This window comes from Kocuria sp. CPCC 204721 (genome assembly GCF_040980945.1).
In the GTDB taxonomy this organism is placed as follows: domain Bacteria; phylum Actinomycetota; class Actinomycetes; order Actinomycetales; family Micrococcaceae; genus Kocuria; species Kocuria marina.
In genome coordinates this window covers 253,526-266,887 of record NZ_JAVKPO010000002.1, presented here as the reverse complement: position 1 = coordinate 266,887, position 13,362 = coordinate 253,526, and the positions used below count along the sequence as shown (strand labels likewise).

The following is a 13,362-nucleotide window of genomic DNA, read 5'->3' as shown; positions in this document are numbered from 1 at the left end:
GCACCAGGCTGCTCAACCCGGCCGCTTCGTCATATGCACCAACCATCCGCCATTCGAAAGGGAGTCACCCATGCGTCGAGCGAAGATCGTGGCCACCATCGGCCCCGCCATCTCCTCGTACGAGAACGTCACCCAGGCGATCCAGGCCGGAATGAACGTGGCTCGCCTCAACATGAGTCACGGTGACCACACCGTGCACAATACGTCCTACGAGAACCTGCGCCGGGCCAGCGAAGAGCTGGGCACCACGGTCGCGATCCTCGCGGATCTGCAGGGGCCCAAGATCCGGCTGGGCAACTTCGCGGACGGCCCCCATGCGCTGGACGTGGGTGACACCTTCACGATCACGATCGAGGACGTCCCCGGCTCCAAGGAGCTGTGCTCCACGACCCACAAGGGCCTGCCCGGCGACGTCAACGTGGGGGACCCGCTGCTGATCGACGACGGCAAGGTCGCCCTGCGCGCCACGGCCGTGTCGGACACCGCCGTCACCACCGAGGTCGTGGTCGCCGGGACCGTGTCCGACCACAAGGGCATCAACCTCCCCGGCGTGGCCGTCAACGTCCCCGCACTGAGCGAGAAGGACGAGGCGGACCTGCGCTGGGCCCTGCAGCGCGGCGTCGACATCATCGCGCTGTCCTTCGTGCGGGACGCCCAGGACATCACCCGGGTGCATGAGATCATGGCGGAGGAGGATCGCAAGATCCCCGTGATCGCCAAGATCGAGAAGCCCCAGGCCGTGGATGCGCTGCACGAGATCATCGACGCGTTCGACGGCATCATGGTCGCCCGCGGCGACCTCGGTGTGGAGCTGCCGCTGGAGGCCGTGCCGATCGTGCAGAAGCGCGCGATCGAGCTCGCCCGCCGCTGGGCGAAACCCGTGATCGTGGCCACCCAGGTGCTCGAGTCCATGATCGACAACCCGCGCCCCACGCGCGCCGAGGCCTCGGACTGCGCGAACGCCGTGCTCGACGGCGCGGACGCCGTGATGCTCTCGGGCGAGACCTCGGTGGGCAAGTACCCCATCAAGACGCTCGAGACCATGTCGAACATCATCCTGGCCACCGAGACGCAGGGCATGGACCGCATGCCCCCGCTGGGCACCGAGCCCCGCACGCGCGGCGGCGCCATCACCCGCGCGGCGGTGACCATCGCCCGGCAGCTGGACGTGAACTACATCTGCACGTTCACCCAGACGGGTGACTCGGCCCGCCGGTTGTCCCGGTTGCGCCCGGAACGCCCGATCCTCGCGTTCACCCCCGAGAAGAGCGTGCAGGCGTGGCTGCAGTTGCTGTGGGGCGTCCAGCCCATCCGGGTGGATCGCGTGGAGCACACCGACGACATGACTCGTCAGGTGGACCACTACCTGCTCCAGCATGATCTCGCCAACACCGAGGACATGGTCATCATCTGCGCCGGTTCGCCCCCGGGCCACGCCGGGTCCACCAACCTCGTGAAGGTGCACCGCGTGGGCGACCTCCAGGACGCCGGCGAGGCACCCCAGCGCGAACCCCGCGAGCGCGTGGGGCCGTGGGGCGGCATGGCCGGTTCCGCCACGTGGCGGGAGCCGTGATCGGTCGCTGACCCACGCGGGTCGCCCGTATGGCGGACCGCTGCGAGCGGTTCTCGTCGCGGCATCTGCGTGTGGGTCTCGACCCGATGTTCTAGTGGAGTAAAGGCAGTCCGGACGCCGTCCGAGCTGCCTTTACTCCACTCTGCGTGCTGACCGTGGATGCTGATCGATCGCGCGAACAGCGGCTGGGGCCCTACGGTTTCCCAAAGGTTTTGCTACGTGCCTTGATCGGGGAGCCGGTCCCGCATGAGGGATTCGAGCAGCGTGATGGGCAGGGGCCGGTCGTAGGGAAACTTGATGAACCCGGCGCCGTACTCTTCCCCCGCAGCCGCTTCCCGTGACTGGTGGGGTGCGAAGAACTCGGGGCTGAACCGCAGGGAGCAGTGGTGCTTGAAGTTCTACAGCATGCACAGAGTGGTGTTGTCGTCGAGCACGGGCGGGCCTCCCCATTGCTGACAGGTTCCCGACCGGTCCACCCACCCGCCCGACCACGGATGCGGGAAGGCCCACGACCCCCGTGCATTCGCCCTGTGTTCGGCCACGAAAAACGGCCCCGCGGGTGCGAGGCCGTTCCAAAGGTGCTCCGACGGAGCGAGTTGTCGTGCCCAAGGTGGGACTCGAACCCACACATGTCTCCATACTGCATTTTGAGTGCAGCGCGTCTGCCAATTCCGCCACTTGGGCATGTCCGGGAAGGGGACCGTAGTGCGGGCCACCGCCGCCGGTGCGGATAACAGCATACATGATGGGTCTAGGCTGGAGACCGGTCCGCCCCTTCCGCGCCCGGGGGTGTGATGTGTCCCATGAGGCGCGTTCGCGGCACTCGTGGTTGGATGCCGTGTCGACACGACCAAGTTGTCCCCAAACCTAGGAGTCCCCGTGACGGATTCGTCGAACACCCCGGAGCCCACTGCGCCCGGGGCACAACGGTCGGGCGCCGCAGACCCTGGCGTCGCGCAGCCCGACACCGCCCGCGCCGAGACGACCCACGTCGACGCCGCGCCCGCCCAGGACCACGCCGTCCGTTCCGAGGCGCAGGGTTCCGAAGCCAAGACGGTCGTCGTCGCGGAGGACGAGGCGCTGATCCGCATGGATATCGTCGAGATGCTCGAGGACGCCGGGTACCGCGTGGTGGCGCAGGCGGAGAACGGGGAGCTCGCCGTCGCCCTGGCCTCCGAGCACCGCCCGGACCTCGTGCTCATGGACGTGAAGATGCCCGTGATGGACGGGATTACCGCCGCGGAGCAGATCGCGCAGGACCGGATCGCGCCCGTGGTACTGCTCACCGCGTTCAGCCAGCGCGAGCTCGTGGAGCGTGCGCGGGAGGCCGGCGCCATGGCGTACGTGGTCAAGCCGTTCACCGTGGACGACGTGGTGCCCGCGATCGAGATCGCGATGTCTCGTTTTGAGGAGATCACGGCCCTCGAGAGCGAGGTCGCGGACATGAAGGAACAGTTCGCCACGCGCAAGCTCGTGGAACGCGCCAAGTCGCTGCTCCAGACCAAGATGGGTCTGTCCGAGCCCGAGGCGTTCCGCTGGATCCAGAAGACGTCCATGGATCGCAGGCTGTCGATGCGCGAGGTGGCCGAGGCGATCATCAGCCAGGTGGCCTGACGCCCCGGGGCCCAGCTCGTCCCGGGCCGCGCGCGGAACGCGCCCGAAGCTGTCCCTGGCCGTGCGACGTCCCGCGCCCGAGCCCGTGTTCCGCCGGGGCCTGTGCCTGTCCGGGGGTGGCCCTAGGATGGAGCCGTGACTGAGACGAGCAAGCAGGCCAGCCAGGACGCCCCTGAGACCCGCACCGTGGTGATCGGTGAGAAGACCGAGCACCCGCAGGAGGTCTCGCTGCCCGTTCCGGTGTCCCGGCCCGAGAAGCGCTTGCTACTGATCGACGGCCACTCCCTGGCGTTCCGCGCATTCTTCGCGCTCTCTCGCGCTGCCGAGTACGGTGGGGGCCCCGGTTTCGTGACGTCCGACGGCGTCCACACCGAGGGCGTCTACGGATTCGTGAACACCATGGTCAAGCTCGTGCGCGAGGAGAAGCCCACCCACCTGGTCGTCTCCTTCGACCTCGAGGGCCCTACCCTGCGCTCCCAGGAGTACGGGGAGTACAAGGGCGGCCGGGACGATACCCCGGAGGAGTTCCACGGGCAGGTCCCCAACATCCGACGCATCCTCGAGGCTGTTGGCATTCCGATCGTCACGAGCGAGGGCCACGAGGCGGACGATGTCCTGGCCACGCTCGCCACCACGGCCGCCGCCGAGGACTTCGAGGTGCTCGTGTTCTCGGGTGACCGGGACGCGTTCCAGATGATCACGGACCACGTGACGGTGGTCTACCCGGGCCGCACGCCGTCGGACCTGCGCCGCATGGACGCGCAGGCGGTCTTCGAGAAGTACAAGGTCGCCCCGCAGAACTACCCGGATCTCGCCGCGCTGACGGGGGAGACCGCGGACAACCTACCGGGTGTACCGGGCGTGGGTCCCGGCTTCGCGGCCAAGTGGATCACGTCCTACGGTCCCGTGGAATCGCTGCTCGAGCACGCGGACCGGATCACCGGCAAGAAGGGCGAGGCCCTGCGCGAGCACGAGGACCTCGTGCGGCGCAACCGCAAACTCAACCGCCTGGTCACGGACCTGCCCCTCGGCGTGGACCTGGATCATGCGGTACTGCCCGAGGCCGATCCCGAGCGGGTCGGCGTGGTCTTCGACGAGCTCGAGTTCGGTGCCCAGTTGCGCGGGCGTCTGCTCGAGGCCTTCGGTTCCCACGCTTCCGACGACGACGCCGCCACGGTTCCCGAGGTCACCGACGTCACCCGGGTGCGCACCGCCCAGGAGTTCAGCGATTGGCTGGACGCGGGGGAGAAGGACGTGCCTATCGTCGTCCGCCGCTTGGCGCACGACCCCAAGGCACCCTCCGGCGCGGAGGTGACCACCCTCATGCTCATGAACCAGCGCGGTGCCGCCGTGGACCTCGTGACCGCGGACCAGGAGCTGACCATCGCCGTCGAGGAATGGCTCGCAGACCCGGCGGCGCCCAAGATCGTGGACGGCCTCAAGGACCTGTACCACGGTCTGATCCAGCGCGGGATCGAGCTCGCCGGTGTCGTGGACGACGTCCAGCTCTCCGGCTACCTCGTGCGGCCCGCGCTGCGTTCCTACGAGCTGGACGCCCAACTGAGCCACCACCTGGAGGTGGAGGTGCCCCGCGCGGACGAGTCCGCGGCGTCGGAGAAAGACGGACAGACCGAACTCGCCCTGGACGCGTCGGACGAAGAGGACGAGCTGGCCGGTGTGAGCGACGCCGAGCTGCGTCGCCAGGCAACGCTCGGTTCCGCGTGCCGGCAGTTGAGCGAACACCTGCGCGGGCTGCTCGAGGCCGACGGCCAACTGGGGCTGCTCACGGATCTGGAGATGCCCCTCGCCGTGATCCTCGCCCGGATGGAGGCCACGGGGATCGCGATGGACCGCCCAGGTGTCGACCGGTTGTTCGACGACCTCCAGCAACCGATCGACCAGGCCTTCGAGCAGGCGCAGGCGCAGATCGACCACGAGATCAACCTGGGTTCCACCAAGCAACTGCAGGCCGTGATGTTCGAGGAACTCGGCCTGCCCAAGACCAAGAAGACCAAGACCGGGTACACCACGGACGCCGCGGCGGTCGCGGACCTGCTCGGACGCGTGGACCCCGAGACCCAGGGTTCGCGGTTCCTCGTGGCGCTCATGAACTGGCGCGAGTACTCCAAGCTCAAGCAGATCGTGGCCGGATTGCGGGACGCGATCGCCGAGGACGGGCGCGTCCACACCACGTACCAGCAGACCGTGGCGGCCACCGGACGGCTGTCCTCCACGGGTCCCAACCTGCAGAACATCCCCGTACGCACCGAGCAGGGCCAGCGCATCCGCGACGTGTTCGTGGTGGGGGAGGACTCCCAGGGCCCGTTCGCATGCCTCATGACCGCGGACTACTCCCAGATCGAGATGCGGATCATGGCCCACCTGTCCGGGGACGAGGGCCTGATCGAGGCGTTCCGTGGCGGGGAGGACCTGCACCGGTTCGTGGGCTCGCGCGTGTTCGACGTGGCCCCGGAGGACGTCACCCCTCAGATGCGTTCCAAGGTCAAGGCCATGAGCTACGGCCTCGTCTACGGGCTGAGCTCCTACGGCCTGTCCCAGCAGCTGAACATCGGCGTGGACGAGGCCCGCACCATGATGAGCGGCTACTTCGAACGCTTCGGCGGCGTGCGGGACTTCCTGCGCGGCGTCGTCGAGGAAGCCCGTTCCAAGGGCTACACCGAAACGATCGACGGGCGACGCCGCTACCTCCCGGACCTCACGAGCGACAACCGCCAGGCCCGCCAGGCCGCCGAGCGCATGGCCCTGAACGCACCCATCCAGGGCTCTGCCGCGGACATCATCAAGAAGGCCATGATCGGCGTGGACCGGGCCCTGCGCGAGGACGACCTGCGCTCGCGGGTGCTGCTGCAGGTCCACGACGAACTCATCGTGGAGGTCGCCCCGGGGGAGACGGAGCGGGTCGAGGAGATCCTGCGCACCGAGATGGCCGGGGCCGCGGAACTGACCGTGCCCCTGGACGTCAACGTGGGCACGGGGCGGACATGGCACCAGGCCGCCCACTGACCGCCTGAGCGCACGGACCACTCAGCCCGCCGCTCGGCGCCGCAGCAGGCCGTGCACCCAGCACCACACCCGCCACCGCGCGGCGGGCCACGGCACACCCGAACCGCCCGAGTCACGACGAGGAGCATCATGAACGCGACACCCCGGCACGAGCAGACCCGCGAGAGCGAGTACAGCGCCCGCGGGAACGACTACGTCCTGCGCCGCTTTCTCGCGAACGAGGGTGGCACGGACGCGAACCCCGAGTTCGTGGAGTGGAACCGGGCGGTCGCCCAGGGGTTCCACGGCCGTGAACCGGGGCAGGAGGCCACCGAGCGCAACCTGCGATCGATGCGCGCCGCTGGCACCCGGTTCCGCGCCGCATACACCGCGGACCCCGTGCCCACAGCCGCGCTGGGGGCCGAGCGACCCGTGGCCACGTTCTGCTCGTGGGACTCGGAGCTGACGCTCGGGGAAGGGAGCAGCGTGCCCGCGTGGTTGGTCTCTGAGGTCACGGTGCGCCCAACCCATGCCCGGCGAGGACTGTTGCGCCGGCTCATGACCACCGACCTGACCGAGGCCCACGAGGCGGGGTTCCCGATCGCGGCGCTCACCGCCTCCGAGGCCACGATCTACGGTCGCTTCGGTTTCGGTGCGGGCACGTTCAACACCGAGATCACGGTGGACGCGCACACGCGGTTGCAGTTGAAGGCCCCGACCGTGGGCACGGTGGAAATGGCAGACAACCACGCCGTGGCCGAGCTGGCGCCGAGCATCTTCGATCGCTTCCACCGCGTGACGGCGGGCTCCCTCACGCGCACGCAGAAGTGGTGGGACATTATTTCCGGTCGGTGGAGCTGGGACCAGGAGGGCCCGGATCCTGAGATCCGCACCGCGGTGCACTACGACGCCCGGGGTGAGGCGGACGGCTACGTGAGCTACAAGTTCGTCTCCACCCAGGGGTTCCAGGGGTACCTGAAGGTCGTGGACCTCGTGTCCCCGAGCTCGCAGGTGCGCATCGCCCTGTGGGAGTACCTGTGCAACCTGGACCTCGTCACGGAGGTGCGCTACAACAGCGCCCAGATGGAGGACCCGCTCATGTGGGGCATGGTGGACATGTCCGCCTACACCGTGCGCAAGCGCTACGAGCGACTGTGGTTGCGCGTCCTGGACCCGGTGGCAGCCCTGTCCGCCCGGCACTACACGTCCCACCGCAAGGTCAGGATGTCGGTCGTGGACTCCATGGGCTTCGCGGACGGGATCTACGAGATCGACACCACCGGTGATGCCCCCCGCGTGGAACGCGTAGCGGACCGCCCGCGCACACAGGACGATCTCGCGGGGAAGTCCATGCCCGCCGTGGAACTGCCCGACGGCGCGGACGTCGCCCTGAACGTCGATTCGCTCGGCTCGCTGTACCTTGGGGCCGTCAAGGCGTCCACGCTGCACTACGCGGGCCTGCTGCGCGTGCGCGACGACGCCGCCCTGCGGGACATCCAGGCGCTCATGTCCACGCCCACCCACCCGTACTGCATCTCCCCGTTCTAAGCGCGGCTCGCGCAGCGCGCGGACGCACCCTCCAGGCTTGAACCGGCACGGTTTCGGGCCTAGACTGGAGCGGTGCGTGTATTCGCACGCCCACATCAAGCGTGACGTCGCCAATCCGGTGCGCCCCACAGGGCGGGGTCGGTGACACCAAACCATCACATCAATTTCATCGGAGTCCCTACTACATGACCACCACCACCCAGCAGGTCGCCGTCAACGACATCGGAACCGAAGAGGATTTCCTCGCCGCTGTCGACGCGACCATCAAGTACTTCAACGACGGCGACCTCGTGGAAGGCACCGTCGTCAAGGTCGACCGCGACGAGGTCCTCCTGGACATCGGGTACAAGACCGAAGGTGTCATCCCCTCTCGTGAGTTGTCCATCAAGCACGACATCAACCCCGATGACGTCGTGGCTGTGGGTGACGAGGTGGAGGCTCTGGTCCTCACCAAGGAGGACAAGGAAGGTCGCCTGATCCTCTCCAAGAAGCGCGCTCAGTACGAGCGCGCCTGGGGCGACATCGAGAAGGTCAAGGACGAGGACGGCGTCGTCACCGGCACCGTCATCGAGGTCGTCAAGGGCGGCCTCATCCTGGACATCGGCCTGCGTGGCTTCCTGCCCGCCTCCCTCGTGGAGATGCGCCGCGTCCGCGACCTCGCTCCGTACATCGGTCAGCAGCTCGAGGCCAAGATCATCGAGCTGGACAAGAACCGCAACAACGTGGTCCTCTCCCGCCGTGCATGGCTCGAGCAGACGCAGTCCGAGGTGCGCGCCAACTTCCTGCAGCAGCTGCAGAAGGGCCAGGTCCGCACGGGCACCGTCTCCTCGATCGTCAACTTCGGTGCGTTCGTGGACCTGGGTGGCGTCGACGGCCTGGTGCACGTCTCCGAGCTGTCCTGGAAGCACATCGACCACCCCTCCGAGGTCGTCGAGGTCGGTCAGGAAGTCACCGTCGAGGTGCTGGACGTCGACATGGACCGCGAGCGTGTGTCGCTCTCGCTCAAGGCCACCCAGGAAGATCCGTGGCAGCTGTTCGCCCGCACCCACGCCCTGGGCCAGGTCGTCCCCGGCAAGGTCACCAAGCTGGTTCCCTTCGGTGCGTTCGTTCGCGTCGAGGACGGCATCGAGGGCCTCGTGCACATCTCCGAGCTGGCGCAGCGTCACGTGGACATGGCCGAGCAGGTCGTCTCCGTGAACGAGGAGCTGTTCGTCAAGGTCATCGACATCGACTTGGACCGCCGCCGGATCTCGTTGTCCCTCAAGCAGGCCAACGAGGGTGTGGACCCGGACTCCACCGAGTTCGATCCCGCCCAGTACGGCATGGCCGCCGAGTACGACGAGCAGGGCAACTACAAGTACCCCGAGGGCTTCGATCCCGAGACCAACGAGTGGATCGAGGGTTACGAGGAACAGCGCGCCGCGTGGGAGGAGCAGTACGCTCAGGCCCAGTCCCGCTGGGAGGCGCACAAGGAGCAGGTGCGCAAGCACCTGCAGGAAGACCAGGATGCGGCGACCACCTCGTCCTCCTCGTCCTCCCCGAGCCACTCCTCCGGCCCCACGAGCTACTCTTCCGAGGCTCCGGCCGAGGACGCGGGGACGCTCGCGTCCGACGAGGCCCTCGCCGCTCTGCGCGAGAAGCTCACCGGTCACTGAGTCGCACGCGGCGGCACGTCGGCCCGTGAGCTCGCCGTGAGGTGAATCCGAGAGGTCCCGCTCCCCGTGACGGGGAGCGGGACCTTTCACATGTCCGGGACGTCCTCCCACCGGGCGGGTCCCTCGTGGACGCTCGCGTGGCCCGCGGTGATGCTCGCAAGGGCTGCCCGGGCGTCGTCGATGGCGCCGGGGAGGTCCGCCACGAGCAGGCGCAGGGTCGCGTCCGCGGAGCCGTAACCGGTGGGCAGGACCGTGAACCCGCGGGCGCGCATCTGGGACTCCACGCGGCCGGCCTCGGCGTAGGCGAGCGGCAGGGTCAGTTCGCGGCAGCGCATCCTGCGCACCAGCGGGGCGGTGTCCAGCGCGGCGGTCACGGCACCGGAGTAGGCGCGCACGAGCCCGCCGGCCCCGAGCTTGACCCCGCCGAACCACCGCACGACCACGCCACACACGTCCGAGAGGTCACCGGCCTCGTCCGCGGTGCGTTGCCGGGTCGTGGCGTGCGCGGTCAGCGCCTGCAACATGGGCGTGCCCGCGGTACCCGCCGGTTCGCCGTCGTCGGACGAGCGCGTCGTGGCGCGCGTGGGTCCGAGCACGAACGCCGAGCAGTGGTGACGGGCGTCCCGGTGCTCGGCGGCCACACGGGAGATGAACTCGCGGGCTTCCGCTTCCGTGTCCACGCGGGTGAGTAGTGCCAGGAACCGCGACTTCTTGATCTCGAGCTCCGCGCTGTGCACGATGCCCCGGCGCGGGACGGTGTAGGACACGCGCGAGTCCGCGGCGTCGTGGGAGAGGGATTCGGCGGGCACACCACCAGTGTAGGGACGCGCCGATCCGGGGGCTCGTGGCCGCGCGGGGGGCCCGGGACGGTCCCGGGGCGCCCGCTCTGAGCACGGGAGGGCCACTACAGTGAGACCTGCCGCGCCGATGCGGCCACGTGCCACCGCCTCCCATCGGAAAGCTGACCTGTGCTCAATCGTCTTCACGACCGACTGGGGTTGCGCACGACCCCGTCCATCTTCTTCGTCTCGGCCGCGCTGGTCGTCGTCTTCACGCTCGGCATGAGTCTGTTCCCGGGGCCCGTGCAATCGGTCTTCGGCGTGGTCTCCCATGCGTTGCGCTACCAGACGGGATGGTTCTACACCTTCAGCGTGACCGCTCTCGTGATCTTCGCGATCGGTCTCGCACTGAGCCGCTACGGTCGCGTGAAGATCGGCGACGACGATTCCGTCCCGGAGTACTCCGGGATCGCGTGGTTCGGGATGCTCTTCGCGGCGGGCGTGGGCGCCGTGCTGATGTTCTGGGGTGTGGCTGAACCCATCAACCACTACGCGAACCCACCCATGTACGGCACCGAACCCGCCTCGGACCGCGCCGCGGTGGAGGCCCTGAACATCGCCAACTTCCACTTCGGCGTGCACATGTGGGCGATCCTCGCCGTACCCGGTCTGACGTTCGGGTACTTCACGTACAAGCGCAAACTGCCCCCGCGCGTCTCGTCCGCGTTCCACCCGGTGCTCGGGGACGGGATCCACGGCCCGTGGGGAAAAGCGATCGACGTGCTCTCGATCGTCGCGACCGTGTTCGGGCTCGCGGTGTCCGTGGGGCTCGGGGCGCTGCAGATCAACAGCGGCCTCACGTACGTCTACGGCATCCCGATGGAGGGGTGGATCCAGGCGGCCATCATCGCGCTGATCACGGCGGTGGGCCTGGCTTCCGTGCTCGCGGGCATGGAGAAGGGCGTCAAGCGACTGTCGTACGCGAACATCGTCCTGGCCGTGGCCCTGTTGTTGTTCGTGCTCATGGCCGGGGCCACAATGGACACGATGCGCAGCATCGTGGAATCCGTGGGTGGCTACGTGAACCAGTTGCCCACGCTCGCGTTCTTCAACGACACGTTCGGCGGCGGCACGTGGTCCGGTGACTGGACGGTGTTCTACTGGGCCTGGACCGTCACATGGGCGCCGTTCGTGGGGATGTTCGTGGCCAAGATCTCGCGCGGGCGCACGATCCGCCAGTTCGTGGTGGGGGTGCTCGGCGTCCCGTCGTCGTTCGTGGCGGTGTGGATGGCCATCTACGGCTACAGCGCGATCCGCATCGACCGCGCTCCCGAGACGCAGGGCAGTCTCACGGACACCATCGTCACGCAGGGCAACGTGGAGGCCGCGCTGTTCCAGTTGCTCGGGTCCATGCCGTGGTTCGCGGTCACCGCGCTCGTGGCGCTCGTGGTCATCACGATCTTCTTCATCACCTCGATCGACTCCGGCGCGCTCGTGATGGACGCAATGGCCAATGGGCACGAGGACGAAGGCCCGCGCCGACAGCGGATCTTCTGGACGCTCGCCGTGGGCGCGGTGTGTGCCGCGATCATCACGACCTCCGGCGAGAACGGGCTCAACGCCCTGCAGGAGGTCATCATCGTGATCGGTGCTCCCGTGATGGTCCTGGAGGTCCTGCAGGCCGGGATGCTGTTGCGGGCGTTACGCCAGGACGCCGGTACCGCGCGTCCCATGCGCACGCGGCAGTGGAAGAAGGTGCTGCCCGCGGAGGAGTACCACCGCAGGGCGCAGCAGGACACCGCCGCGATCGAGGACTACGTCATCCGTCCCGAGTACGAGGTGGGCACCGAACCCGATCACGACACCCATCAGCCCCGCACGTGGCACTGGCAGCGGGAGCAGGAGGGCCGGCCGGTGTTCCAGCTCGCGCTCACCGGTGGGCCGTCGGCGGGCAAGCACACCGTGGCCCGCGAGTTCGAGGCGCAGGGCGCCGTCGTCGTGGACAGCTCAGCGCTGTGGGGCGAGCTCCTGAGCCCGGGCACGGACACGCGCGCGGACGTCGAGCGCGTCTTCGGGGAGCAGTTGCGCGCCCGGGGGGTCTCTTCGCAGGACAAGGCCGCTGTGGCCGAGGCGCTCGACGACCTGATGACTCACAACGACGCCGCCAGGGCCCGCGCCCACGAACTGTTGCTCCCCGCGCTGCGGGAGGCGGCGCGGCGTCGTGCCCGGGACGCGGGACCCGACAGCGTGGTCGTGCAGGTGATCAGGGACCCGCTCGAGGCGGACCAGGGGGACCGGTTCGACCTCGTCGTGGCCGTCGACGCACCCGTGGAGGACCGGGTGCGGAGGTTGCGCGCGGGTAAGGGCCTGCCCGCCGAGGACGCGTGGGACCGGGTGGACGTGGCCGCCGGGCCGGAGGAGATCCGGGCGGTCGCGGACGAGGTGATCGTCAACGACGGTGACCTCCACGGTCTGCGGGAGCGCTCCCGCGAGATCTGGCGCGACCACGTGCTCCCGGCACTGGGCCGGGACCAGGACACGGAAGGACACCGTCATGACTGAGCTGTTGCGCAGACCTGGCCACACCGAGACCCTGCGGGTCGGGCTGACGGGCGGGATCGCCTCGGGCAAGTCCACCGTCTCGCGGCGGCTGAGCGAGCTCAGGGCGCTCGTCGTGGACGCGGACGCGATCGCCCGGGCCCTGCAGGAACCGGGGGAACCAGGCTACGAGGCCATGGTGGCCCACTTCGGTGAGCGGATCGTGCAGCCGGACTCGGGCGCACTGGACCGCGCGGCGGTCGCGACCATCGTGTTCGAAGACCCCGAGCAGCTCGCAGCCCTGAACGGGATCATCCACCCGCTCGTGCGGCGCGAGACCGCGCGGCTCGTGAGTGAGCTCCCGCCGGGGGGAGTGGTGGTCCACGATATCCCGCTGCTCGTGGAGACCGGTCAGTACGGGACGATGGACGAGGTGCTCGTGGTACAGGCCCCCGAGGACGAGCGGGTGCGGCGGATGGTCGAGGACCGCGGGATGAGCCCGGAGGACGCCCGCCGCCGGATCGCGGCCCAGGCCACCGACGAGCAGCGCCGGGCGGTGGCCACGGCAGTTCTCGACAATTCCACGACCATCGAGGACCTGCTCGCGCAGGTGGACGAGTGGTGGCGCACGCGGGTCCTGTGAGCAGTTCCG

8 protein-coding genes and 1 tRNA gene are annotated in these 13,362 nt (G+C 68.7%); 7 read left to right on the top strand and 2 right to left on the bottom strand.

The annotated features are described in order from the left end of the window. The first annotated feature begins 70 nt into the window (after window positions 1–70). On the top strand, window positions 71–1,573 hold the full coding sequence (pyk, locus tag RF637_RS03815) for a pyruvate kinase (protein ID WP_064846830.1): 1,503 nt from the start codon (window positions 71–73) through the stop codon (window positions 1,571–1,573). A gap of 602 nt (window positions 1,574–2,175) precedes the next feature. Here the strand turns inward: pyk and RF637_RS03810 are convergent. Then, a tRNA-Leu gene (locus tag RF637_RS03810) sits at window positions 2,176–2,257 on the bottom strand. Window positions 2,258–2,452: 195 nt separating this feature from the next. On the opposite strand from RF637_RS03810, the gene RF637_RS03805 reads away from it, so the two are divergent. From RF637_RS03805 to rpsA, 4 genes are all read left to right on the top strand, one after another. Continuing rightward, a complete protein-coding gene (locus RF637_RS03805) occupies window positions 2,453–3,187 on the top strand; it encodes an ANTAR domain-containing response regulator (protein ID WP_368844194.1) in 735 nt (244 codons plus the stop codon). Window positions 3,188–3,322: 135 nt separating this feature from the next. Further along, a complete protein-coding gene (gene polA / locus RF637_RS03800; protein ID WP_368844193.1) occupies window positions 3,323–6,211 on the top strand; it encodes a DNA polymerase I in 2,889 nt (962 codons plus the stop codon). A 129-nt stretch (window positions 6,212–6,340) separates the two neighbouring features. Then, window positions 6,341–7,738, top strand: a complete 1,398-nt coding sequence (locus RF637_RS03795; RefSeq protein WP_368844192.1) for a GNAT family N-acetyltransferase — start codon at window positions 6,341–6,343, stop codon at window positions 7,736–7,738. Between the two features lie 185 nt (window positions 7,739–7,923). Beyond that, window positions 7,924–9,393 carry a 30S ribosomal protein S1 gene (gene rpsA / locus RF637_RS03790; protein WP_144996587.1) on the top strand — a complete coding sequence of 490 codons (1,470 nt, stop codon included), beginning with the start codon at window positions 7,924–7,926 and terminating at the stop codon, window positions 9,391–9,393. A gap of 86 nt (window positions 9,394–9,479) precedes the next feature. On the opposite strand, the gene RF637_RS03785 is transcribed toward rpsA, so the two are convergent. Next, on the bottom strand, window positions 9,480–10,202 hold the full coding sequence (locus RF637_RS03785; protein ID WP_368844191.1) for a YigZ family protein: 723 nt from the start codon (window positions 10,200–10,202) through the stop codon (window positions 9,480–9,482). A 159-nt stretch (window positions 10,203–10,361) separates the two neighbouring features. Here RF637_RS03785 and RF637_RS03780 point away from each other — a divergent pair, with 159 nt between their 5' ends. Together RF637_RS03780 and coaE are read left to right on the top strand one after the other, a co-directional pair. Further along, entirely contained in the window at window positions 10,362–12,734 is a 2,373-nt protein-coding gene (locus RF637_RS03780) for a dephospho-CoA kinase (protein ID WP_368844190.1), read from the top strand. Beyond that, complete coding sequence (gene coaE, locus RF637_RS03775) at window positions 12,727–13,353, top strand: dephospho-CoA kinase (RefSeq protein ID WP_368844189.1); 627 nt, start codon at window positions 12,727–12,729, stop codon at window positions 13,351–13,353. Before RF637_RS03780 ends, coaE begins: the two co-directional genes overlap by 8 nt. Window positions 13,354–13,362: the final 9 nt, after the last annotated feature.

Bases quoted from the DNA above. Each gene is read 5' to 3' on its own strand.
- rpsA (WP_144996587.1), top strand. From the start codon at position 7,924: ATGACCACCACCACCCAGCAGGTCGCCGTCAACGACATCGGAACCGAA.
- RF637_RS03795 (WP_368844192.1), top strand. From the start codon at position 6,341: ATGAACGCGACACCCCGGCACGAGCAGACCCGCGAGAGCGAGTACAGC.
- coaE (WP_368844189.1), top strand. From the start codon at position 12,727: ATGACTGAGCTGTTGCGCAGACCTGGCCACACCGAGACCCTGCGGGTC.
- pyk (WP_064846830.1), top strand. From the start codon at position 71: ATGCGTCGAGCGAAGATCGTGGCCACCATCGGCCCCGCCATCTCCTCG.